Source organism: Pseudoxanthobacter sp., assembly GCF_036822375.1.
Lineage (GTDB): Bacteria > Pseudomonadota > Alphaproteobacteria > Rhizobiales > Segnochrobactraceae > Pseudoxanthobacter.
Genome location: NZ_DAISHT010000044.1, coordinates 1 through 22,277 on the forward strand (window position 1 = coordinate 1; position 22,277 = coordinate 22,277).

The 22,277-nt window shown below is 68.9% G+C and carries 18 protein-coding genes; 9 read left to right on the plus strand and 9 right to left on the minus strand.

The window, feature by feature from the left end; all coding sequences use genetic code 11:
• Together iolC and iolB are read left to right on the plus strand one after the other, a co-directional pair.
• Nucleotides 1–1,841: 5-dehydro-2-deoxygluconokinase (gene iolC, locus V7067_RS06590; protein WP_334175090.1), on the plus strand; the 1,841-nt coding region annotated here is incomplete at its 5' end.
• Nucleotides 1,842–1,945: 104 nt separating this feature from the next.
• A complete protein-coding gene (gene iolB / locus V7067_RS06595; protein WP_334175091.1) occupies nucleotides 1,946–2,749 on the plus strand; it encodes a 5-deoxy-glucuronate isomerase in 804 nt (267 codons plus the stop codon).
• 68 nt (nucleotides 2,750–2,817) lie between these two features.
• Here iolB and V7067_RS06600 read toward each other — a convergent pair whose 3' ends face one another.
• The 8 genes from V7067_RS06600 to V7067_RS06635 form a co-directional block, all read right to left on the minus strand.
• Nucleotides 2,818–3,843, minus strand: a complete 1,026-nt coding sequence (locus V7067_RS06600; RefSeq protein WP_334175092.1) for an ABC transporter permease — start codon at nucleotides 3,841–3,843, stop codon at nucleotides 2,818–2,820.
• 35 nt (nucleotides 3,844–3,878) lie between these two features.
• Complete coding sequence (locus V7067_RS06605) at nucleotides 3,879–5,393, minus strand: sugar ABC transporter ATP-binding protein (protein WP_334175093.1); 1,515 nt, start codon at nucleotides 5,391–5,393, stop codon at nucleotides 3,879–3,881.
• A 195-nt stretch (nucleotides 5,394–5,588) separates the two neighbouring features.
• The gene (locus V7067_RS06610; protein ID WP_334175094.1) at nucleotides 5,589–6,692 is read right to left on the minus strand and encodes a sugar ABC transporter substrate-binding protein; all 1,104 of its coding nucleotides are present in this window, start codon (nucleotides 6,690–6,692) and stop codon (nucleotides 5,589–5,591) included.
• Nucleotides 6,693–6,914: 222 nt separating this feature from the next.
• Nucleotides 6,915–7,619: a ribose-5-phosphate isomerase RpiA gene (gene rpiA / locus V7067_RS06615; RefSeq protein ID WP_334175095.1), complete on the minus strand. Its 705-nt coding sequence runs from the start codon at nucleotides 7,617–7,619 to the stop codon at nucleotides 6,915–6,917.
• Nucleotides 7,620–7,754: 135 nt separating this feature from the next.
• On the minus strand, nucleotides 7,755–8,594 hold the full coding sequence (locus V7067_RS06620) for a MurR/RpiR family transcriptional regulator (protein ID WP_334175096.1): 840 nt from the start codon (nucleotides 8,592–8,594) through the stop codon (nucleotides 7,755–7,757).
• A gap of 17 nt (nucleotides 8,595–8,611) precedes the next feature.
• On the minus strand, nucleotides 8,612–9,286 hold the full coding sequence (locus V7067_RS06625) for an HAD-IA family hydrolase (RefSeq protein WP_334175097.1): 675 nt from the start codon (nucleotides 9,284–9,286) through the stop codon (nucleotides 8,612–8,614).
• A gap of 34 nt (nucleotides 9,287–9,320) precedes the next feature.
• On the minus strand, nucleotides 9,321–10,850 hold the full coding sequence (gene xylB, locus V7067_RS06630) for a xylulokinase (protein WP_334175098.1): 1,530 nt from the start codon (nucleotides 10,848–10,850) through the stop codon (nucleotides 9,321–9,323).
• 3 nt (nucleotides 10,851–10,853) lie between these two features.
• Nucleotides 10,854–12,323, minus strand: coding sequence for an NAD-dependent succinate-semialdehyde dehydrogenase (locus tag V7067_RS06635; RefSeq protein WP_334175099.1), 1,470 nt, complete (start codon nucleotides 12,321–12,323; stop codon nucleotides 10,854–10,856).
• 300 nt (nucleotides 12,324–12,623) lie between these two features.
• On the opposite strand from V7067_RS06635, the gene V7067_RS06640 reads away from it, so the two are divergent.
• Genes V7067_RS06640 through V7067_RS06655 form a run of 4 tightly spaced genes read left to right on the plus strand, consistent with a single transcriptional unit; the run spans nucleotide 12,624 to nucleotide 16,591 of the window.
• The gene (locus V7067_RS06640) at nucleotides 12,624–13,772 is read left to right on the plus strand and encodes a fumarylacetoacetate hydrolase family protein (protein WP_334175100.1); all 1,149 of its coding nucleotides are present in this window, start codon (nucleotides 12,624–12,626) and stop codon (nucleotides 13,770–13,772) included.
• The gene (locus V7067_RS06645) at nucleotides 13,769–14,728 is read left to right on the plus strand and encodes a C-terminal binding protein (protein ID WP_334175101.1); all 960 of its coding nucleotides are present in this window, start codon (nucleotides 13,769–13,771) and stop codon (nucleotides 14,726–14,728) included. The genes V7067_RS06640 and V7067_RS06645 overlap by 4 nt, the downstream gene beginning before the upstream one ends.
• A 49-nt stretch (nucleotides 14,729–14,777) precedes the next feature.
• On the plus strand, nucleotides 14,778–15,539 hold the full coding sequence (locus V7067_RS06650; RefSeq protein WP_334175102.1) for an SDR family NAD(P)-dependent oxidoreductase: 762 nt from the start codon (nucleotides 14,778–14,780) through the stop codon (nucleotides 15,537–15,539).
• An 11-nt stretch (nucleotides 15,540–15,550) separates the two neighbouring features.
• Nucleotides 15,551–16,591 carry an NAD(P)-dependent alcohol dehydrogenase gene (locus tag V7067_RS06655; RefSeq protein WP_334175103.1) on the plus strand — a complete coding sequence of 347 codons (1,041 nt, stop codon included), beginning with the start codon at nucleotides 15,551–15,553 and terminating at the stop codon, nucleotides 16,589–16,591.
• Between the two features lie 114 nt (nucleotides 16,592–16,705).
• On the opposite strand, the gene V7067_RS06660 is transcribed toward V7067_RS06655, so the two are convergent.
• Nucleotides 16,706–17,653: a MurR/RpiR family transcriptional regulator gene (locus tag V7067_RS06660; protein ID WP_334175104.1), complete on the minus strand. Its 948-nt coding sequence runs from the start codon at nucleotides 17,651–17,653 to the stop codon at nucleotides 16,706–16,708.
• 631 nt (nucleotides 17,654–18,284) lie between these two features.
• Between V7067_RS06660 and V7067_RS06665 the strand changes: the two genes are divergently transcribed.
• The 3 genes from V7067_RS06665 to V7067_RS06675 all read left to right on the plus strand — a co-directional run bounded on the left by V7067_RS06665 (nucleotide 18,285) and on the right by V7067_RS06675 (nucleotide 22,053).
• Complete coding sequence (locus tag V7067_RS06665) at nucleotides 18,285–19,214, plus strand: sugar ABC transporter substrate-binding protein (protein WP_334175105.1); 930 nt, start codon at nucleotides 18,285–18,287, stop codon at nucleotides 19,212–19,214.
• Nucleotides 19,215–19,288: 74 nt separating this feature from the next.
• Entirely contained in the window at nucleotides 19,289–20,827 is a 1,539-nt protein-coding gene (locus V7067_RS06670; RefSeq protein WP_334175106.1) for a sugar ABC transporter ATP-binding protein, read from the plus strand.
• A 203-nt stretch (nucleotides 20,828–21,030) separates the two neighbouring features.
• Nucleotides 21,031–22,053, plus strand: coding sequence for an ABC transporter permease (locus V7067_RS06675; RefSeq protein ID WP_334175107.1), 1,023 nt, complete (start codon nucleotides 21,031–21,033; stop codon nucleotides 22,051–22,053).
• The last annotated feature ends 224 nt before the right edge of the window (nucleotides 22,054–22,277 follow it).

Below are 22,277 nucleotides of genomic sequence, written 5' to 3' on the forward strand. Positions count from 1 at the left end.
AGGACATGGGATCCTTCAGCAAATATATCGGCGGCTCGCCCTGCAACATGGCGGCGGGCACAGCGCGGCTGGGTCTGAAATCGGCGCTGATCACGCGCGTCGGCGACGAGCACATGGGCCGCTTCATCCGCGAGGAACTCGCCCGCGAGGGCGTGGATGTGCGCGGCGTTGCCACCGACCCGGACCGCCTGACCGCGCTGGTGCTGCTGGGCATCCGCGACGAAGATCACTATCCGCTGATTTTCTATCGCGAGAACTGCGCCGACATGGCGCTGTGCGAGGCGGATATCGATGCCGGGCTCATTGCCGAAGCCCGCTCGGTGGTGGCAACCGGCACCCACCTTTCGCACCCGCGCACCGAGGCCGCGGTGCTGAAGGCGCTGCGGCTGGCCCGCGCCGGGGGCGCGCGCACGGCGCTCGACATCGATTACCGCCCCAATCTGTGGGGCCTTGCCGGCCACGATGCCGGCGAGAGCCGCTTCATCGCCAGCCCCGCGGTGACTGCCAAGCTGCAGAGCCACCTGCATCTGTTCGACCTTATCGTCGGCACGGAGGAAGAGTTTCATATTGCCGGCGGTTCCACCGACACGATTGCGGCGCTGCGGGCGGTGCGGCAGCGCACCGCCGCCACGCTGGTCTGCAAGCGCGGGGCGGCGGGCGCGGTGGCTTTCGCCGGCGCGGTGCCGGACAGTCTGGATGCCGGCGAGAGCGGCCCGGGCTTTCCCGTCGAGGTCTTCAACGTGCTGGGGGCGGGCGACGGCTTCATGTCCGGCCTCATCCGCGGCTGGCTGGACGACGCGCCCTGGCCGGTGGCGCTGTCCTATGCCAATGCCTGCGGGGCCTTTGCGGTGAGCCGCCATGGCTGCACGCCGGCCTATCCCTCGCGCGAGGAACTGGATTTCTTTCTGAAGACGGGGGTGCGCCGCGCGGATCTGCGCAACGATGCGGCGCTGGACCAGCTGCACTGGGCCACCAACCGCCATGGCGACATCCGCGACATCCGTATCTTCGCCTTCGATCACCGCATGCAGCTTGAGGCGCTGCCGGGGGCGACGGCCGGCAGGATCGGCGCGTTCAAGGAACTCTGCCTGCAGGCGGCCCTGACGGTGGAGGCCGGGCGCGAGGGCTTCGGCATTCTGTGCGACGACCGTCTCGGCCGCCGGGCGCTGCACGCGGCGGCGGGCACGCGCCTCTGGCTGGGCCGGCCGGCGGAGCTGCCGGGCTCGCGGCCGCTGCAGCTTGAGGCCGAACTCGGCCCGGATTGCGGCGGGCTCGGCGAATGGCCGCTGGGGCAGGTGGTGAAGGTGCTGTGCTTCTGTCACCCCGATGACGACGCGGCCCTGATGGCCGGGCAGACGGCGACGGTGCAGCGCCTGTTCACTGCCGCCCGCCGCCACCGGCTGGAATTCCTGCTGGAGATCATCCCCTCCAGGGTCGGCCCGGTCGGCGACGACACGGTCGCCGCCCTCATCCGTCACTTCTACGCCGCCGGGGTGTTCCCGGACTGGTGGAAGCTGGAGCCGATGGCCGGCGAGGCCGCATGGCGGCAGGCCTGCAACGCGATCACCGACAACGATCCCCATGTGCGCGGCATCGTGGTGCTGGGTCTGGAGGCGCCGGAAGCGGTGCTGGCGGAGAGCTTCGCGGTGGCCGCCCGCTTTCCGCTGGTGAAAGGCTTCGCGGTCGGGCGCACCATCTTCGGCGCCGTGGCGAAAGCGTGGATGGCGGGCGCGTGCAGCGACGAGGCGGCGGTTGCCGACATGGTGGCGCGCTACGGCCGCCTCGTCGCTTTGTGGGACGAGGCCCGTGCCGCGGCGCGGGCGGCGGTGGCGGCGCAGTGAAGCCGGCCCCGGCGCGTGGCCGGGCCGGCAGGCAGCAGAAACCGGGCGGGTGCGGACGGATGCGCGAGGCGCGGCGCCGTCCCCCGCGGCAGGCGAGGCAGATCATGAGCCATCTTTTGCGAAAGCCCCTCGGCGAACGGGGGCTCGTCCACGACGTGACGCCGGAGAATGCCGGCTGGGGCTATGTCGGCTTTGCGCTGCATCGTCTGAAGGCGGGCGAGCGGGCGGAGGGCGCCACCGGCGGCCGCGAGGTCATTCTCGTGCTGGTGGAAGGGCGGGCCCGCGTGGCTGCCGCCGGGCGCGACTGGGGTGAGCTGGGCGGGCGCATGAGCGTGTTCGAGCGCACCCCGCCGCACAGCCTCTACCTGCCGCCGGCCGCCATCTGGCAGGCCGTGGCGACGACGGACTGCATCGTTGCCGTGTGTTCGGCCCCTTCCTCCGGCACCCACCCGGCCCGCCTTCTCGGACCGGACGGCATCGTCCTGACGCGGCGCGGGGAGGGGGCGAACACCCGCTTCATCCACAACATCGCCATGGAAGAGGCGGACGTGGCCGACAGCCTGCTGGTGACGGAGGTCTATACGCCCGCCGGCAACTGGTCGTCCTATCCCTCGCACCGCCACGACGAGGACGACTTCCCGCGCATCACCTATCTGGAAGAGACCTATTACATGCGGCTCAACCCGCCGCAGGGCTTCGCCTTCCAGCGTGTCTATTGCGAGGACGGCTCGCTCGACGAGACGATGTGCGTGAAGGACCACGATGTGACGCTGGTGCCCCGCGGCCACCACCCGTGCGGCACGCCCTATGGCTACGATCTCTATTATCTCAATGTCATGGCCGGTCCGCGCCGGGCATGGCGGTTCGTGGCCGACCCCGATCACGCGTGGCTGATGCAAAAGCGCTGAACGGCGTGCCGGAACGAAAAAGGCCCCCGCGGATCGTCGCGGGGGCCTTTTTCCGGTTGCGGGCCGGCTCAGGCGAAATAGCGCACCCGCAGGGCATCGATGGCCACCGCGATGAAGATCATGCAGCCGCCGATCATGCCGACATAGAACGACGGCACCGAGATGATGGCGAGACCGACCTGAATGACGGTGAGCAGCAGCACCCCGCCCAGCACGCCCACCACGTTGCCGCGTCCGCCGAACACCGACACGCCGCCGATGATGGGCGCTGCGATGGCATAGAGCAGGTAGCTTGAGCCCTGATTGGAGGTGATGGCCATCTGCCACGACGCCAGCAGGAAGCCCGCCAGCCCGGCGAGGAAGCCGGAGAGCGTGTAGGTCACGATCTTGACCCGGTCCACGCGGATGCCGGCCGAGCGCGAGGCGACCGGGTTGCCGCCGACGGCATAGATGCTGCGGCCGAGCACGGTGCGGCGCAGCAGCACGCTGATGGCCACCAGCGCCAGCACGAACACCAGCGGCATCACCGGCCAGCCGCCGGCAAAGGTGGCCTGCCCGATCCAGATATAGCCGTCGGACAGGTTGGTCAGCGTCTTGCCCTGCGTCAGCGCCAGCAGCGCACCCTGCAGGATGATCATCATCGACAGCGTCTCGATCAGCGACACCATCTTCAGCCGGGTGATGCACAGCCCGTTGAAAAAGCCGATCAGGGTGGCGACCGCGATGCCGGCAAGGGCGGCGATGACCCACGGCAGACCCAGTTCGGAATAGGCGAGCGCGCCGATCGCCGCCGAAAAACCGGCGTTGGCGGGAATGGAAAGGTCGATTTCCGCCACCAGCAGCGGCAGCGCCACCGCAAGGCCGAGCGTGCCCAGAACGGTCGCCTGCACCATCACGTTCTGCAGATTGAGCAGCGTGAGGAAGAACTCGTTGAAGGTGCCGAAGATGGCGACGAGCGCCACCAGCCAGATCCACACCACGTTGTGCAGAACCCAGCGCAGCGCCCGGCGGGCATCGGGCGCGCCGGGGCGCTGCCCGGTCTGCGGTCCGCTTTTGGTGCCGGCTTTGGGGGCGGCGAGAATGGTGTTGCTCATGTCGTTTCCTCCCGCTTTTTTTCGTCGCGGTGTCATCATGCCTGTGCCGCCCGCCGCAGCCGTTCGGACGAAATGGCATCGCCGGTCAGCGTCTCGCGGATTGCGCCATGCTCGAAGATGCAGACCCGGTCGGCCGCGCGCACCAGCTCGTCGGTGTCGGTGGAGACCAGAATGACGGCCACACCGCTGCGGGCGAGGGCGTCGATGATGCGCAGCACGTCCTGCTTGACGCCGATGTCGATGCCGCGCGTCGGCTCGTCGACGATGAGCAGCCGGGGTTCGGTCGCCAGCACGCGGCCAAGGCAGACCTTCTGCTGGTTGCCGCCGCTCAGCGTGTCGACGGCGGCCTCCGGTCCCGGGGCCTTGATGCCCATGGCGCGGAAATAGCGCTCCACCACGGCCGCCTCGGCGGCCATATCCACGAAACCGGCGTGGCTGCGGGCACTGAGCGAGGACAGCGCGATATTGCGGCCGATCGACATGGCGCCGACGGACCCTTCCCGCCGCCGGTCGTCGGAGAGATAGGCGATGCCGGCATCGAAGGCCTCGCGCGGGCTGCGCGGCAGCGCCGCCGGCCGGCCGCCGCCGAGCGCAATGGTGCCGGCCCGGGCCGGGTTGAGGCCGAAGACGGTGCGGGCCAGCTCCTTGGCGCCGGCGCCCGGCAGGCCGGTGAAGCCGACGATCTCGCCGGGGGCGATATCCAGCGTCTCCACGCGCACATGGGGGGCAACGATGCCGCGCAGTGCGACGTGCGGGGCCTTGCCGCCGTGGTCGGGCCGCTCGCGCTGGAACAGCGCAAGGCCGCGCCCCAGCACCAGCGCCGACAGCGCCTCGGAGGTGAGCGCGCCGACATCCTGCGAGCCGCCGGCCAGCGCGCCGTCGCGCAGCACCGAGACGGCATCGCAGATATCGAGGATCTCGTCGTTGTAGTGCGAGATGAAGATGAAGGTGACGCCTTCCGCCTTCAGCCGGCGCATGAAGCCGAACAGCACCTGCCGGTCGGCGTGGGTCAGCGCGGCGGTCGGCTCGTCCAGAATGATGACCTTGCCACCCGAGAACATCGCCCGCAGGATGTTGAGCTTGCGGCGTGCCACGGCATCGAGGCGGCCGGCGGGCGCGGCGGCATCGATGTCGCTGCCGGCCAGCATGCGGGCGGCTTCTGCCCTGAGGCGCTTCCAGTTCACAAAGCCGGCGCGGGCGGGCCAGATGCCCAGCATCAGGTTTTCGGCCGCCGACAGGTGGTCGATGATCATCGGTTCCTGGGTGACGAGGAAGACGCCGGCTTCTTCCATCGCCCGCACGTCCTCGTGGTCCAGCACCTGCCCGTCGAGGCGCAGCGTGCCGCTGCTGGCACGGTGCTGGCCGGAGATGATGCCGACCAGCGTGCTCTTGCCGGCGCCGTTCTCGCCCAGCAGGCCGTGGATGGTGCCGCGGCGCACCGACAGCGAGACACCGCGCAGGGCCTGCACGGCGCCATAGGATTTGCTGAGATTTTCCACGCTGAGGATGATGTCGTCATCGCCGCGTGGTGCCGGGTGGTGGTGCAGCATCGGTCATGCTCCTCAGGGCCGCGCCGGGAAACCGGCGGCGGCGGGCGCAGCCTGCGCCCGCGCGGACAATGGAGGCAGGCGCCGGGTTCCGCACGGGAACCCGGCGCCCGGCCGCAGCGCGCCGTCAGGGGGGGAGGGACGCCCGGCGGCCGGTGCCTTTCGGGCCGGCCGCCGGCGGCTCTGCGGCCGGGCCGGTCAGGTGTAGGGAATGCCCCACTTCTTCTCCGCCACGGTGCCCCAGTGCCGCGGATCGCTGGCGTTGGTGCCGTCGATGACGAAGGGCGGAATGATCATCGTCGGCCCGGTCTTGCCGGCCACGATGTCGGCCTTCTCCCAGAAATAGTCCTTGTTTTCGTAGGGGCCGATGGGCACCGGCTCGCCCTTCATGGCGTATTTGCCGAGCATCTCGACCGCGATCTGGCCGTAGGCGATGGGGTCCTGCGACACGCAGGCATCCATGAAGCCGTTCTGGATCCACTCCAGCGCGATCGGCTCGCCGTCGATGTTGACGAAGATGACGTGGCCGTCTTCGCCGACCTTCTTCCAGCGGCCCTTCTGCTGCAGGGCGGTGACGATGCCGCGCGAGGGCGAGTCGCTCGGGGCGTGGACGGCATCCAGTTCCGGGTGTTCGGCGAGGGTCGCCAGAGTGACCGACAGCATCTGTTCCAGCTGGCCTTCGGTCGGCCGGGCGAGATATTTGATGTCCGGGTACTTGGCAAACTCGGCGTCCATGCCCTCCTTGCGCAGGCGCCAGGCGACGGAGGCCAGCGCGCCGTAGCAGTTCAGCACGGTGCCGGTCGGCCGGCCGTACTTCTTGATCAGGCGATTGATGATCTCTCTGGCCGCCATCTCGCCGCCAAGGCGGTTGTCGAAGCTGACGGTGATGGCCACGTCGCCGCCGTCGGCCGGCGTATCGATGATGCCGACCGGGATCTTGCGCTGGTTATAGCGGCGGATGGCGCTGACGATGGCCTGACTGTCGATGGGATCGGAAACGATCGCCTGCGGATTCGACAGCATCAGGCTCTGCCACTGCTCAAGCTGGCGGGTGTTGTCGAAATTGGCGTTGGTGGCCTGAAAGCGCCACTTGTTGGCCTGCACCGCGCGCTTCACCGCTTCTTCCTGAATGACGAAGAAGTAGTAGTCGAGGCTCTTGTTGGAGTAGGGCACGAACGGGGTGTCGGCCGCAAAGGCCGGGCCGGCCATGGTGGCGCCGAGCCCCAGCGCGACCCCGCCGAGGCCGAGCGCCGCGCCGCCGGCGAGCACGCCGCGACGGGTTAAACCGCTTGAACGGGTCATAGTCTCTTTCCTCCCAAAGCGTTCTTATTTTTGATAGTAATACTACATTGGCCGCGATTCTGTCAACGATCTTCTTTCGTCTTTGCGGGGGCGGGGTAGTCTCCCTGGCGGTGATTTTCCGCGCGGAGCGACGAAAATGGCGGGCGTGGCCAGTGCGGAAGAGTTTCTCTCGCGACACGCAGCCGGAGGTTGCCTGACTGAAGCTAGAATAGTTTTACTAGTTCAGCGCATCGAAACGTAGGAGGTGCCGTCGAACCGGCCAACCACCATGCCGGCGGCCTCGCGGGTGAAGAGGCCGTTCTCGACCACGCCCGGAATCCGGTTCAGCGCGATTTCAAGGGCTTCCGGCTCCGGGATGGTGCCGCAGCGGCAGTCGAGGATGAAGTTGCCGCTGTCGGTGACCACCGGCTGGCCGTCGCGCAGCCGCCGGGCGATGGGCGCCCCGGCGACGCCATGGGCGGCGAGGGTGTCGGCGATCATGCGTTCGGTCTGCTTCCAGGCGAACTGCACCACCTCCACCGGCAGCGGAAAGGCGCCGAGGCGGTCGCGGATCTTGCTCTCGTCGCAGATGCAGATCATGCGCTGCGAGGCGTGGGCGACGATCTTCTCCCACAGCAGGCAGGCGCCGCCGCCCTTGATCATGCGGAACTGCCGGTCGACCTCGTCCGGCCCGTCGACGGTGAGATCGATAGGGCCGATGTCGTTGGGATCGGTGATCTGAATACCGACCTCGCGGGCCACGTCGTTGGTGGCGCGCGAGGTGGTGGTGCAGGTCAGCTTCAGGCCGGCGGCGACATGCCGGCCCAGCTCGCGCACGAAGAAATGCGAGGTGGTGCCGGAGCCGAGGCCGAGTTTCATGCCGTCGCGCACGAATTCCTCGATCACCCGCCTGCCGGCGACCTTCTTGGCTTCGTCCTGTGCGCTCATGGGGTCCTCCGTGTTGTCGCGTGTTGTTCTGCGGGGCGGGCCGGACAAGCCGCTCCCGTGCGGCGCCGCGGCCGGCCGCGGTGCCGTTCATGGATGTGCCGGGTCGGGCAGGCCGGCGGGGCGCTCGGTCCGCCGTCAGATCTTGTCGGTCTGCCAGGAATCGAGGGCGGGCAACTGGTCCGGGAACTCGCTGCCGGCGATGACGGCGATGGCCGTCACCAGCATGTTGATGACGAGGTGGTGATTGAGGCGCGAGGCAAGCGGCGTCATCAGCTCGGTGCGGTCATAGGGCAGCACCGCGATGACGACATCGGAGACGCGGGCGAGCGGACTGTCGGCGGCCGCCACCGACACCACCCGCGCCCCGCCGGCCCGTGCGGCAATGGCCACCTCCACCATCTGCTTGGTGTGACCGGATTGCGAGAAGATCAGTGCCACCTCGCCGGGCCGCGCGCTTTCGGCGTGCATCCACTGCTTCTTGCCGCCGAGCAGGGCCTGACAGCGCAGCCCGAGGCGCTGGAACTTGTGCTCGGCATCGAGCGCCGTGACCTCCGAGATGCCGGTGGCATAGATGCCGGTCCACGTGGCGGCGTGGAGCAGCCGGGCGCCGTCCTCCACCTGCTGCGGCAGCATGTCTTCCAGCAGACGCTGAATGGCGTTGAGCGAGTTGCGGCAGGTCTTGCGGACGATGTTGTCGATGCTGTCGCCGGGAACGATCTGCTCATAGGCGAACGGCGCCGACGGCACGAGGCTCTGGGCCAGCGTGAGTTTGAAGTCCTGATAGCCCTCGAAGCCGAAGCGGCGGCAGAAGCGCATGATCGTGGGGTCGCTGACCGAACAGATCTGCGACAGCCGGGCCATGCTCATATGGATGACCTCGCCGGGCGAGGTGCTGACGAAGGCCGCCACGCGCTGTTCGGCGCTGCCCATCGCCGGCTGCTCCTGAAGAATACGCTGCAGCAGGCTTTCGCTCACCGGCTTCTCTCCCCCGTTCATTCGCCCGCTGCCGCCAGCCGCGGGCCGTGCTGCATCAGATCGCCGAGGCGCGTCAGGCGCCGGGCGGGGTGCACATCCACCAGAGCGCCGCCGCCCCACGGCACCACGAAGAACGGCACGCCGGCCGCCGTTGCGGTGGCCTTGTCGACGTTGGTGTCGCCGACATAGGCCCACGATCCCGGGGGCAGCGCCATGGCATCGGCCACCGCCAGCAGGTGGCGCGGATCGGGCTTGCAGGCCGGCACCGCATCGGCACCGAGGGCGACCGTGAACAGCCGGTCGAGATCGAGCAGCCGCAGCACCGCCTGCGTCAGGGCCTGCGGCTTGTTGGTGCAGATGCCGAGGCGGAAGCCGGCGGCATGGAGCTGCTCCAGATCCTCGCGCACATGAGCATAGAACCGGGTGTGTTCGGCCGGCCGTTCGGCATAGTTGCGGATGTAGCCGTCGGTCGCCGCTGTCACGGCGGCCTCGTCGTCGGGCAGGCCGAGATCGCTCATGATATCGCCCAGCAGCCGGCGCGGGCCGTTGCCGATGAAGCTTTCCACATAGTCGGTCTCAAGCTGCGGCCAGCCCTTTGCGGCGAAATGGCGGTTCACGGCCGCGGCGATATCCGGCGCGCTGTTGATGAGGGTGCCGTCGAGATCGAAGATCAGCGCGGAATAGGATGGCATGGCTCGGGCCTCGCTGGCGGCAGAAGGGGCGGGGTCAGGCATCCGGCCCGCCGTCGAACGGCGGCTGGCCGAGGGCGGCGAAGCTCTCCGCAAGCAGCGGATAAAGACCGCGGTAGAGCGTGCCGGCGCGGCCGAGAACGATGCCGGCGGCGGCATCCGGGTGCTCGCGGGTGAGATTGCGGCAGGTGGCGGCGGCGTGCGTCGCATCCGGCCAGACGCCGGCGCCGATGCCAGCCACGAGGGCTGCGCCGAAGGCGCCGCCTTCTGCGGCCCCCTCGGTCGTCACCACGTCGCAGCCGAAACGGTCGGCCTGCATCTGCCGCCACAGCGGCGCCCGCGCGCCGCCGCCGGAGGCCTTGACGATGGTGCCGGCAATGCCCGTCGCCTGCATCAGCCCGTACATGTCGGCCAGCGCATGAACCACGCCTTCCATCACGGCGCGCGTCAGGTCGGCGCGGCGGTGGCGGGCGGTGAGGCCGATGAAGGCGGCGCGGGCGGCGGGGTCCGGGTGGGGGCAGCGCTCGCCGTTGAGATAGGGCAGAAAAAGCAGGCCACGGGCGCCGGCCGGGCTCTGTGCGGCTTCCGCCATCAGGCTGTCAAAGTCCGGCAGCGGCCCGTCTTCGCCGGCCAGCGTCTGGCGGTACCAGCTGAGCGCCCCGCCGGCGAACAGCGACACTCCCATGCAGTGCCACTTGTCCGGCGCGACATTGCAGAACACCTGCAGGCGGCCGTCGGGGTTGTCGCGCGGCGTATCGAGCGCGGCGGCGACGATGCCGGCGGTGCCGATGGTGGTCTGCAGTTCGCCCGGTGCGATCACGCCCGAGCCGATGGTCTGGATGACGCTGTCGCCGCCGCCGCCGACCACCGGCACCCCGGCCGGCAGGCCGAACAGCGCCGCGCCGCGGGCATCGACGCGCCCCGAAACGACATGGGATTCGAAAGCCGGCGGCAGCAGGCCGGCATTGAGGCCGATGCGGTCGATGAGGCCGCCCGCCCAGCGCCGCGCCCGCACATCGAACAGGCCCGTGCCGGAGGCGTCCGACACCTCGGTGGCGAATTCGCCGGTCAGCCGGTAGCGCAGATAGTCCTTGGGGTTCAGCACATGGGCGAGGCGGGCGAACAGCGCCGGCTCGTGGTTTTTCATCCACAGGATCTTGCCGCCGGTATAGCCGACCAGCATGCGGTTGTTAGTGGCGGCCAGCAGCGCTTCAGGGCCGCCGGCGGCCGCCGTGATCGCCTCGCATTCGGCGCCGTTGCGCTGGTCGTTCCACAGGATGGCCGGGCGCAGCACGCGGCCGCCGGCATCGAGCGGCGTCAGGCCGTGCATCTGGCCGGACAGGCCGATGGCGATCAGCTCCACCGCGCCGGCCCGCGCCATAACGGCGGCGACGGCGCGGCGGGCGCCTTCGATCCACAGCTCCGGGTCCTGCTCGCTCCAGCCCGGGCGGGGCTGCGACAGGCCGTAGGTTGCCGTCTCCCCCGCCAGCACCCGGCCGGCGGGATCGAGCAGCAGCGCCTTGCAGCCGGAGGTGCCGATATCGATGCCGAGAAGCGCCGCCGTCATGGCTCAGGCCTCCACGCCGTGGTGCAGACGGACGTGCTTGAAGTTGAAATATTCCAGCAGCCCCTCGCGGCCGTGTTCGTAACCGACACCGCTCTGTTTGCGCCCGCCATAGGGCGCATTCATGATGCCGGCATCGACATTGTTCAGCGCCACATTGCCATAATCGAGCCCGGCGGAGAGCCGCTCGATCTCGGTCAGGTCGCGGGCATAGCCGTAGGCGGCAAGACCGTAGGGGGTGTCGTTGGCCGCCGCGATGGCCTCTTCCAGCGTATCGAACGGGGCGACGCCGACCAGCGGACCGAAGGTCTCCTCGCGCATCACCTGCATGTCCGGCGTGCAGTCGGCCACCACCGTCGGGCGGAAGAAGAAGCCGCGGGCGAATTCCGCGCCCTCCGGCGCCTGGCCGCCGGCCACGAGGCGGGCGCCCTTTGCCAGAGCGTCGGCGAGATGGGCGCGGGTCTTCTCCAGCGGCTCGGCCGAGGCCATGGCGCCGACATCGGCATCCGGCCGCTCCAGCCCGTTGCCGACGACGAGGCGGTCGGCCGCCTGCCCGAGTGCGGCGACGAAGGCGTCATAAAGCGGCCGGGCGACGTAGATGCGGTTAATCGCGATGCAGATCTGGCCCATGTTGCGGAAGCTGCGCCGTGCCGCACCCTTCACCGCGGCGGCGAGGTCGGCACTGGCCGTCACGATCAGCGGGCAGTTGCCGCCGAGTTCCAGCGACAGCCGCTTGATGGTGGGGCAGGTGTTCTGGATGTGCAGGCCGACGGCGCTCGACCCGGTAAAGGCGATCTTGTCCACCCCCGGATGGGCGACCAGCGCCTGACCCACCACCGAGCCCTTGCCGGTGACGACGTTGACGACGCCGGGCGGAATGCCGGCCTCCGCCACCTTCGCGGCAATGGCCAGCGCGGTGAAGGGCGTCAGCTCCGCCGGCTTGACGATGATGGTGCAGCCGGCGGCCAGACTGGCGCACAGCTTCCAGCCGACGAGTTCGGCCGGATAGTTCCACGGCGTGATGGCGCCGACCACCCCGACCGGCTCGCGCACGATCAGGCTGCGGAAGCCGGGCTGGTCGTTGGGCACGGTCTCGCCGTGAACCCGCGTCGCCTCCTCCGCATAGAAGTGGCAGGCCTCGGCAAGCTTGAGGATTTCGCCGCGCGCCTCGTTCAGCGGCTTACCCTGTTCCAGCGTCATGATGCGGGCCATGGCGCCGGCATCGGCGGCGATCAGGTCGCCGAGGCGGTGCAGTGCCTCGGCGCGGCGGCGGGGCACCTGCCGCGCCCACGGCCGGAACGCCCGGCGCGCCGCGGCAACCGCCGCCGCGATCTCGTCGCCGGTTGCCGCGGCAATGGTGCCGATCCGCTCGCCGGTCGCCGGATTGATCACCGGCAGGCGCGGACCCGCGCCGGGGCGGAATTCGCCGTCGATGAACAGCGTGCCGTCAAGGGCGGAGAGGAGGGATGCGGGCATTGCGGGCGGTTCCGTCTGTCTCGGTGTCGGAGGTCAGAATATAGCAATACTACTATTCCGCAAGGCCCAAAAATCACCGTCCCGGATTGTGCCGACCCAGTGGCGCTCGCTGTCCGGTTGCCGGGCTGGCGCTGCAAGAGACGGAAATCAAAGCGAAAGAATGGATTTTCAGCGCATATTGCGGTCGGATGCCGTCGCTTGCATCGCGACACAAACGGAGACGATCGGCGCGCCGGAAAGGGGCTTGACCGTCGCATTTCTATGTATGTAGTTTCACTATATACAACGGAGGAAATGCCCATGTTGCCCGATTCCCCCGCCGGGGCCCGCCTTGCCGGCCGTGTGTGGCGGCCGGAGATGGACGGTCCGTCGGTCGTCATCGTGCGCGGCGGTCAGGTGATCGACGTCACCGCGGCCGTGGTGTCGATGGCCGATTTTCTCGATGACGATCCCGCCGGCCGTTTCGACCGGCTGGACGGCGAGGTGCTCGGCCGGCCGGAAGATTTCGTGCTGGACCCGGCGGCCATGGGCGCCGGCGCCGACCGGCCGTGCCTGCTGGCGCCGTGCGACTTTCAGGCGCTGAAGGCCTGCGGCGTGACCTTCGCACAGAGCATGATCGAGCGTGTCATCGACGAGCGCACGGCAGGCGATCCCTCCCGCGCCGCCGATCTGCGCCGCCGCATCGGCGCACTCATCGGCGGCAATCTGGCCAGCGTCCATGCCGGCTCCGAGGCCGCCGCCGCGGTGAAGGCGGCGCTGGTGAAGGAGGGGCTGTGGTCGCAATATCTGGAAGTCGGCATCGGGCCGGATGCGGAGGTGTTCACCAAGTCGCAGCCGATGTCGGCGGTGGGCCACGGCGCCGAAGTCGGTGTCAACCGCATCTCCGCCTGGAACAATCCTGAACCGGAAGTGGTGCTTGCGGTGTCGTCGGCCGGTGCCATCGTCGGCGCCACGCTCGGCAACGACGTCAACCTGCGCGATGTGGAAGGCCGTTCTGCCCTGCTGCTCGGCAAGGCCAAGGACAACAACGCCTCCTGCGCCGTCGGCCCGTTCATCCGCCTGTTCGACGACGGCTTCACGCTGGCCGATCTTGAGGTCGCCGAACTCAGCATGAAAGTGACGGGCCGCGACGGCTTTACCATGACCGGCCGCTCCAACATGGCCGAGATCAGCCGCCGGCCGGCCGAACTGGTGGCGCAGACCATCAATGCCAGCCACCACTATCCCGATGGCTTCATGCTGTTTCTCGGCACCATGTTCGCCCCGACGCAGGACCGCGCCGAGGCCGGCAGCGGCTTCACCCATAAACCCGGCGATGTGGTGGAGATTGCCACCCCGCTGCTCGGCACCCTGCGCAACACCGTCACCTACAGCGACAGCGCCCCGCCCTGGCGCTTCGGCACCCGGGCGCTGATGCGCAATCTGGCCCGGCGGGGGCTCATCGGATGACCGCACCGCGGCTGGTTGTCACCGATCAGGCGTTTGGCAACGTGCGCCACGAGCAGGCGGCGGCGGTTGCAGCCGGCGCCGTGTTCAGCGAGCACTTCTGCCGCACGGAAGCCGAAACGCTGGCGGCCGTGCGCGGTGCGCAGGCGGTGCTGAACAACTTTGCCCCGATGACGCGGCCGGTGCTGGCCGCGCTGGCGCCGGGCGCCACCGTGGTGCGCTATGGCGTCGGCGTGGATAATGTCGATCTGGCGGCGGCGCGCGATCTGGGCGTGCGTGTCTGCAACGTGCCGGACTACGGCGTCGAGGAGGTGGCCGACCACGCCGCGGCGATGTCGCTGGCGCTTGCCCGCCGCCTCGGCCGCTTCGATGCCGGCGTGCGCGCCGGCGTCTGGAAGATCACGGCGCTGGCCGGCGCGCTGCCGTCGCTGCGCGGCATGACGGTGGGCGTGATCGGCATGGGACGCATTGCGCAGGCCTATGCCCGGCGCATGGCGGGCTTCGGCTGTCGCCTCGTCGGCCACGATCCGTTCGTGTCCGACGACGACGCCCGGGCGCTGGGCATTGCGCCGATGAGCGGCGAGGCGGTGCTGTCGGCGGCGGATATCCTGTCGCTGCATCTGCCGCTGACGGCGGCGACGCGCCATTTTCTGGATGGCGCGGCCATTGCCCGGTTGCCGCAGGGCGCCATCGTCATCAACGCCGCGCGCGGCGGGCTGATCGACGAGGAGGCGCTGGCGCAGGCGCTGCACGCTGGCCGGCTGGCGGGGGCGGGGCTCGATACCTTCGAGGCCGAGCCGCTGCCGGCGGAATCGCCCCTGCGCACGGCCCCGAACGTGATGCTGTCGCCGCACGCGGCGTTTTATTCCGATGCCTCGGTGGATGCCCTGCAGCGGCTGGCCGCCGAGGAGGCGCTGCGCGCGCTGCGCGGCGAGCCGCTGCGCTGCGCGCTGACGTGAACCCTGCCGGCACGACCGCAACAAGACAGGGCGGGAGGAAAAGAGAGAGATGAGCGATCGCGAGACATTCGACCTCACGGGCCGGCTGGCACTGGTCACCGGCGCCGGGCAGGGGATCGGCGCCGCCATTGCGCGGGCGCTGGCTGAAGCCGGGGCCGAGGTGGTGTGCACCGACAGGGATGCCGGCCGTGCCGCGGAAACCGCCGCCGGGCTGGAGGCCGCCGGCTGCCGCGCCCGCAGCGCCGGGCTGGATGTGACCGACAGCGCCGGCATCGATGCGCTCGCGGCCCGGCTGCCGCCGCTCGACGTGCTGGTGTGCAATGCCGGTGTCGTCTCCAACATCCCGGCCGAGGACATGACGGATGCCGAATGGCAGCACGTCATCGATGTCAACCTCACCGGCGTGTTCCGCACCTGCCGCGGCTTCGGCCGGCGGATGCTGGCGGCGGGGCGCGGCTCGATCGTCAACATCGGTTCGATGTCGGCGGAGATCGTCAACACCCCGCAGCCGCAGTGCCACTACAACGCCTCCAAGGCCGGCGTGCACCACCTGACGCGCTCGCTGGCGGTGGAGTGGGCGAGACGCGGGGTGCGCGTCAATGCCGTGGCGCCGACCTATATCGAAACTCCGCTGCTGACGACGCTGGAAGCCCAGCCCGGCCTGATCGACCGCTGGCTGGACCTGACGCCGATGGGCCGCATGGGCAAGCCGCACGAGATTGCTGCGGTGGTGCGCTTCCTCGCCTGCGATGCTTCCAGCCTGCTGACCGGCGCCATCGTGCGCGCCGACGGCGGCTATACCTGTCTGTGAGGAGCGGCACGATGGCCGAAGCTCTGGTTCTGGAACGGCCGCGGGTGCTGAGCCTGCGCGACATCGACCTGCCCTGCGCCATGGGGCCCGACGACGTGCGCATCCGCATGGAGGTGGTCGGCATCTGCGGCAGCGACATCCATTACTACCGTCACGGCCGCATCGGGCCCTTTGTGGTGGAGGCGCCGATGGTGCTGGGCCACGAAGGCGCCGGCACGGTGATCGCCGCCGGCGGGCGGGTGCGCCACCTGAAGCCCGGCGACCGGGTGTGCATCGAACCGGGCATTCCGGATTTCAGCAGCCGCGCCAGCCGCATCGGGCTCTACAATCTCGACCCGGCGCTCACCTTCTGGGCCACGCCGCCGGTTCACGGCTGCCTGACGCCGGAAGTCGTGCACCCGGCCTCGCTGTGCTACCGGCTGCCGGAGGCCGTCAGTCAGGCCGAGGGCGCCATGGTGGAACCGCTCGCCGTGGGCCTGCAGGCGGTGCACAAGGCAGGCGTTGCCGCCGGCGACGTGGCGCTGGTGCTCGGCGCCGGGCCGATCGGCATTCTGGTGGCGCTGTCGGCACTGGCCGGCGGCTGTGCGCGGGTGCTGATCTACGATCCGGCGGCCGCAAAGATGGCGGTTGCCACCCGCTATGCCGGCATCGAGGCGGTGACCGCGGCACCCGGCGATATTGCCGGCTTCGTGCAGGCGGCGACCGCGGGCTGGGGTGTCGATCTGGTGTTTGAATGCTCCGGCGCGGCGCCCGCCTATGACGTGGCGGCCCCGTGCCTGCGGCCCGGCGGCACGCTCGTGTGCGTGGGCATGGCATCTGCGCCGGTGGCGCTGGATATCGTGGCGCTGATCGTCAGGGAAATCCGCATCGTCACGGTGTTCCGCTATGCCAACGTCTACGACCGGGCCATTGCGCTGATGGCCGGCGGCCGCATCGACGTGAAGCCGCTGATTTCCGCCACCTACGACTTTGCCGACAGCATCGCCGCATTCGGCCGCGCCGATGCGGCGCACCCGGATGACGTGAAGATCCAGATCCGCCTGCCGGGCTGACCGGCCGGCCCGCCCCTTCGGTCGTTGCGCCCGATCGCCCTTCGGCACGCCCGATCCGCTGCCGCGACCGCCACCTGCCCGCCCCGCGCGCCAGCGCCGGGCGGGCCTTTTCGTTCAGTTTGCCGCCGTCACCGTGGGAATGCGCGGGGCGGCGTTTTTCTGCAGGCGCGAGGCGAGCACCGTCATCAGCGCCTGCGCCAGACACATCGGCGCGGCGAGCGAGCGGGAGAAGGTGTATTCGTGCTCCGGCACGGCAAACAGCACCGCGGCCGACTTGGCGAGCGGCGAGAGGGTGCTGTCGGAAATGGCGATGACCGGAATGCCGGCCTTGCCGGCCTCCTCCACGATATTGACCACCTCTTTCGCATAGAAACGGAACGAGACGGCGAACAGCACGTCGCCCGGCCGCAGCGTGCGCGCCATGTGGGTGGCAAGCCCGCCGCCGGGATCGAGCAGCACCGTGCGCCGGCCCAGCATCGTCAGCACATAACGCACCAGATCGACCACCGGCGCGGAGCGCATCTGCCCGACGAGGTAGACCGTGTCGGCCGCCTCCAGCAGGTCGGCCGCGCGCGCGAGCTGCTCGGCCGTGATATCGGTCAGCATCTCCTGCAGCGCGGCGATGTCGCGGATGATGAGATCGCGCAGGAAACCCGCCTCGCTGCGGTCGGTTCGCGCGCTCAGCTCCTCCTCAAGCACCCGCACCCGCGCCTCGAAGCCCGGCGCGGTGGTGGCAAGACGCTTCTGGAACAGGCCCTGCAGCTCCTTGAAGCCGCGGTAACCCAGATATTGCGCAAAACGCACGAAGCTGGAGGCGTGGATCTCGCAGCGCTGGGCGATGGCATTGACCGACAGCACCGCAACGTCGTTGGGGTTCTGGGTGAGATAGGTGGAAATGCGCTGATAGGTGCGGCTCATGCCGTCATAGCGGTCGTGGATGAGGCGGATCAGGGCCTCGTAATCCTGCGGGCTTTCAAAATCGGGCTCCGCGCGGGCCGGGTTCGGGGCTTCACCGGTGGCGCCGGTTTGCCCGGTCTTATCGTTGTCGCCGGTCTTGGTCATGGCAGGGGCTTTCGCTGGCGGGCGGGATTTGCGGACCCGGCCGTCTTGCAATGAATGTTGCATGATGGGCCGCTTTGAAGCGATTACAAGACCTGTCGGCCAGCCAAATTGCCGCTGCGGACGTGCGCAGGTTGCGAAAAAGCACGCAAAGCGGGTATCTGGCGTCGCATTTCGATACCCCCGGTGCGGTGCGGCGGCGCCGGACACTTTTTCGCCACCGTGCGTGCAATGACTATTGCATAATATCGATACTGGGAATAACCTCTGCACAGGTTCCGGGGCAACACGCGCCCGCTGAAGAGGCCGGCCGGAACCGCAGACAAAAAGCAATCGGGCCGGTCCGCGGTCCGTTGGGGAGGCAGGCGGGAAGGGATGGCCCCACGGGCCCGGTCCTTTCCCGGTGTGCGCGGCGCCGGCAGCAGGCCCGGTGCCGACGGGGCCGGCCGTGGCCGGCGTTCCTCCGGACAACATGGGTCTGACCCATCGCGTGGCCGCGCTTTCCGGTGCGGCCCGGCAGGCGGGCGTGCGCGCGGTGTGCGGCGTCCGGCGCGGGACCGCAGCACGAAGCCGGAAGCGCAACGGTCTTCCGGCTCTGAAAAACGTAACAAAAACAAAACCCTGAGGAAATGCCATGAGGAAGCTTCTGATCGGCGCGGCGGTCTCGGTGCTGATGACCATGCCGGCGCACGCGGAAAAGATCGGCGTCGCCATGTCGCTGTTCGACGACAATTTCCTGACCGTGCTGCGCCACAACATGCAGGACTATGCCAAGACGCAGGACGGCGTGACCCTGCAGGTGGAAGACGCGCAGGGCGATATTTCCCGCCAGCAGAGCCAGATCGAGAACTTCATCGCCTCCGGCGTCGACGGCATCGTGGTGATGCTGGTGGATGCCGATTCCGGCCCGGCCATTTCCGCCCTCGCCGACAAGGCGGGCGTGCCGCTGGTGTTCGTCAACATGGCGCCGACCGGCGTCGACAGCCTGCCCGCCAAGCAGGCCTGGGTCGGCTCCGACGAGGAGCAGGCCGGCCGTCTTGAGACCGAAGAGGTCTGCAAGCTGATGGGCGGCAAGGGCGAGGCCGTCATTCTCATGGGGCAGCTCGGTACCACCGGCCAGCGCGGCCGCACCAAGGCCACCCACGAGGTGCTGGCGAGCGACAAGTGCAAGGGCATCAAGGTGCTGGACGAGCAGAGCGCCAACTGGATGCGCACGCCCGCCATGGACCTGATGACCAACTGGATTTCCTCCGGCCTGAAGCCCAACGCGGTGATCGCCAACAATGACGAGATGGCGCTGGGTGCGGTGCAGGCACTGCGTGCCGCCGGCATTCCCAAGGGCGAAGTGATCGTGGCCGGCGTCGATGCCACCAAGGACGGCCAGGCCGCCGTGGAGAGCGGCGACATGGCGGTGACGGTGTTCCAGAACGCCAAGGGACAGGGCACCGGCGCCATCGACGCGGTGCTCGACATCGCCCGCGGCAAGCCGGTGGAGAAGAAGAACTTCATCCCCTTCGAGCTCGTCACCAAGGAAAACCTCGCGCAGTACACCGCCGCGAACTGAACGCGGGCGGGCCGGCGGGCTCAGCGGCCCGGCCGGCCCGCCGGTTCAGCCGAGGGAGCGAAGGGAGGAAGGACATGCTGACCCGGACCGAGCCGCAGCCGCCTGCGGCGCCGCGCGGCCAGCGCGCCGGCGACCTGTTGCGCGTGGAGGGCATCCGCAAGGCCTTTCCCGGCGTTCTGGCGCTGGACGATGTGCGCTTCACCCTGCGTGCCGGCACGGTGCACGCGCTGATGGGGGAGAACGGCGCCGGTAAATCGACGCTGATGAAGATCATCGCCGGCATTCAGGAGCCCGACGAGGGCACCATCCACCTGCGCGGCGAGCGCGTGCGGCTGACCTCGCCGCTGGACGCGCTGGAACGCGGCATTGCCATGATCCATCAGGAACTGAACCTGATGGGGCCGATGACGGTGGCGGAGAACATCTGGATCCGCCGCGAGCCGAGAAATGTCCTCGGCCTGATCGACCATGCCGCCATGCGCCGCAACACGCAGGCGCTGTTCGACCGCCTGAAGATCGACATCGATCCGGCGGCCAGCGTGGAGGACCTGTCGGTCGCCGCGCGCCAGATGATCGAGATCGCCCGCGCCGTGTCCTATGACAGCGACGTGCTGATCATGGATGAGCCGACGAGTGCGCTGACGGAATCGGAAGTCGCCCATCTGTTCGACATCATCCGCGACCTGCGCGCGCACGGCATCGGCATCGTCTACATCACCCACAAGATGAACGAGCTGTTCGAGATCGCCGACGAGTTCTCGGTGTTCCGCGACGGCCGCTATATCGGCACGCATCTCAGTTCCGCAGTCACGCGCGACGACATCATCCGCATGATGGTCGGGCGCGAGATCACCAATATGTTCCCCAAGGAGACGGTGCCGATCGGCGACGTGGTGCTGTCGGTGCGCAACCTGACGCTGGCCGGCGTGTTCGAGGACGTGAGCTTCGACGTGCACGCCGGCGAGATTCTGGGCTTCGCCGGTCTGGTGGGGTCCGGGCGCTCCAACGTGGCGGAGACGATTTTCGGCGTGACGCCGGCAACCGCCGGCGAGATCCGCGTTGCCGGCGAGGCCGTGCGCGTCGGCTCGCCGCATCAGGCGATGAAGCTCGGCATGGCGCTGCTGACCGAGGACCGCAAGGAGACCGGCTGTTTCCTGATGCTGGATATCCTTGAAAACATGCAGATGGCGGTGCTGCGCGACAGCGACCATGTGCGGTTCGGCTTCGTGGAGGAAAAGGCCATCAGCGCGCGCTGCGAGGAGATGGTCGACCTGCTGCGCATCAAGACGCCGTCGCTCGATCAGAAGATCGGCAACCTTTCCGGCGGCAACCAGCAGAAGGTGCTGATTGCGCGCTGGCTGCTGACCGGGCCGCGCATTCTCATCCTCGACGAGCCGACCCGCGGCATCGATGTCGGCGCCAAGGCGGAGATCCACCGCCTCATCTCGGCGCTGGCCGGCAAGGGCGTCGCCATCATCATGATCAGTTCCGAACTGCCGGAAATCCTCGGCATGAGCGACCGCGTGCTGGTGATGCACGAGGGCCATGCCACGGGAATTCTCGACCGCAGCGAAGCCGATCAGGTGCGCATCATGGAGCTGGCGGCCCGCTGAGCGGGCCCGGCCGGCGCCTGCAACGCAACACATCACCAGCAGCGGCCCGCGATCCGCCCGGCAAAGGCAGGCGGGAACAGGCAGAAGACCGGCACGGCCCGCCCGCATGAGGGCCGGGCGGCAGACCGGCACAGGCAGCGGCCCCGCGGAGGAGACGACAAATGGACAATGCCACGATCACCGGCACGAAGGCCGCCGCGCAGATGGCGCCGGCGCAATCCTCCGCGGCGCCGGGCAGAGCCCGCAGCCGCTTCCGCGCGCCGCCGGAACTCAACATCCTGACCGTGCTGGTCGGCGTCGCGCTGGTTTTCGAGGTGCTCGGCTGGCTCACGCAGGGCCAGAGCTTTCTGATGAACTCCCAGCGCCTCACCATCATGATCCTGCAGGTCTCGGTGGTCGGCATCATCGCCATCGGCGTCACACAGGTCATCATCACCGGCGGCATCGACCTGTCGTCCGGCTCGGTCGTGGCCATGACGGCGATGATTTCCATGAGCTTTGCGCAGGTCAGCTCCTATGCCTCGGCCGTCTATCCGGCCCTGACCGACCTGCCGGTGATCGTGCCGGTGGCCGTCGGGCTGCTCATCGGGCTGGCGGCCGGCCTCATCAACGGGGCGCTCATCGCCTATACCGGCATTCCCGCCTTCATCGCCACGCTGGGCGTGATGGTTTCGGCCCGCGGCATCGCCAAGTGGTATACCAACGGCAAGCCGATCTCGTTCCCCACCTCGTCGTTCGCGGCCATCGGTTCCGGCGTCTGGCCGGTGGTGATCTTCCTTGTGGTGGCGGCCATCTTCCATGTGGCGCTGCGCTACACCCGCTATGGCAAGTTCACTTATGCCATCGGTGCCAACCGGCAGGCTGCGCGCGTTTCCGGCATCAACGTGCAGACCCACCTCATCAAGGTCTACGCCATCGCCGGCCTGCTTTCCGGCCTCGCCGGCATCGTCGCCGCCGCCCGTGCGCAGACCGCACAGTCGGGCATGGGTGCGATGTATGAGCTCGATGCCATCGCGGCGGCGGTCATCGGCGGCACCTCGCTGGCGGGCGGCGTCGGGCGCATCGGCGGCACGGTGATCGGCATGCTGATCCTCGGCCTCATGACCTCCGGCTTCACCTTCCTGCGCATCGATGCCTTCTATCAGGAGATCGTGAAGGGCGTGATCATCGTCGCCGCGGTGGTGGTGGACGTCTATCGCCAGCGCCGCCGCGGCCGGGTGCTCTGAGCACGCCGGCCGGCTGGGCACCGGAACCGGTCACGGGCGTCCGCCGCAGCGCGGGCGCCCGTTTGCGTTTGTGCTGCAGACCGGCTGGGCGTAACAGGGGATCTTATTGACGCGCGACTTGCCGGTCACGCATCATGCGGTCATGGCCTCTGACGATATGGACGACGTCTTCTCCGCTCTCGCTCATCGGCTGCGCGCCCGCGGCGGGCTGACGCTGTGCGACC

Excerpts from the sequence above, each read along its gene's own strand:
- iolB (WP_334175091.1), top strand. The coding sequence starts at position 1,946 with ATGAGCCATCTTTTGCGAAAGCCCCTCGGCGAACGGGGGCTCGTCCAC.
- V7067_RS06600 (WP_334175092.1), bottom strand. The coding sequence starts at position 3,843 with ATGAGCAACACCATTCTCGCCGCCCCCAAAGCCGGCACCAAAAGCGGA.
- V7067_RS06605 (WP_334175093.1), bottom strand. The coding sequence starts at position 5,393 with ATGCTGCACCACCACCCGGCACCACGCGGCGATGACGACATCATCCTC.
- V7067_RS06610 (WP_334175094.1), bottom strand. The coding sequence starts at position 6,692 with ATGACCCGTTCAAGCGGTTTAACCCGTCGCGGCGTGCTCGCCGGCGGC.
- rpiA (WP_334175095.1), bottom strand. The coding sequence starts at position 7,619 with ATGAGCGCACAGGACGAAGCCAAGAAGGTCGCCGGCAGGCGGGTGATC.
- V7067_RS06625 (WP_334175097.1), bottom strand. The coding sequence starts at position 9,286 with ATGCCATCCTATTCCGCGCTGATCTTCGATCTCGACGGCACCCTCATC.
- xylB (WP_334175098.1), bottom strand. The coding sequence starts at position 10,850 with ATGACGGCGGCGCTTCTCGGCATCGATATCGGCACCTCCGGCTGCAAG.
- V7067_RS06635 (WP_334175099.1), bottom strand. The coding sequence starts at position 12,323 with ATGCCCGCATCCCTCCTCTCCGCCCTTGACGGCACGCTGTTCATCGAC.
- V7067_RS06640 (WP_334175100.1), top strand. The coding sequence starts at position 12,624 with ATGTTGCCCGATTCCCCCGCCGGGGCCCGCCTTGCCGGCCGTGTGTGG.
- V7067_RS06645 (WP_334175101.1), top strand. The coding sequence starts at position 13,769 with ATGACCGCACCGCGGCTGGTTGTCACCGATCAGGCGTTTGGCAACGTG.
- V7067_RS06650 (WP_334175102.1), top strand. The coding sequence starts at position 14,778 with ATGAGCGATCGCGAGACATTCGACCTCACGGGCCGGCTGGCACTGGTC.
- V7067_RS06655 (WP_334175103.1), top strand. The coding sequence starts at position 15,551 with ATGGCCGAAGCTCTGGTTCTGGAACGGCCGCGGGTGCTGAGCCTGCGC.
- V7067_RS06660 (WP_334175104.1), bottom strand. The coding sequence starts at position 17,653 with ATGACCAAGACCGGCGACAACGATAAGACCGGGCAAACCGGCGCCACC.
- V7067_RS06665 (WP_334175105.1), top strand. The coding sequence starts at position 18,285 with ATGAGGAAGCTTCTGATCGGCGCGGCGGTCTCGGTGCTGATGACCATG.
- V7067_RS06670 (WP_334175106.1), top strand. The coding sequence starts at position 19,289 with ATGCTGACCCGGACCGAGCCGCAGCCGCCTGCGGCGCCGCGCGGCCAG.
- V7067_RS06675 (WP_334175107.1), top strand. The coding sequence starts at position 21,031 with ATGGCGCCGGCGCAATCCTCCGCGGCGCCGGGCAGAGCCCGCAGCCGC.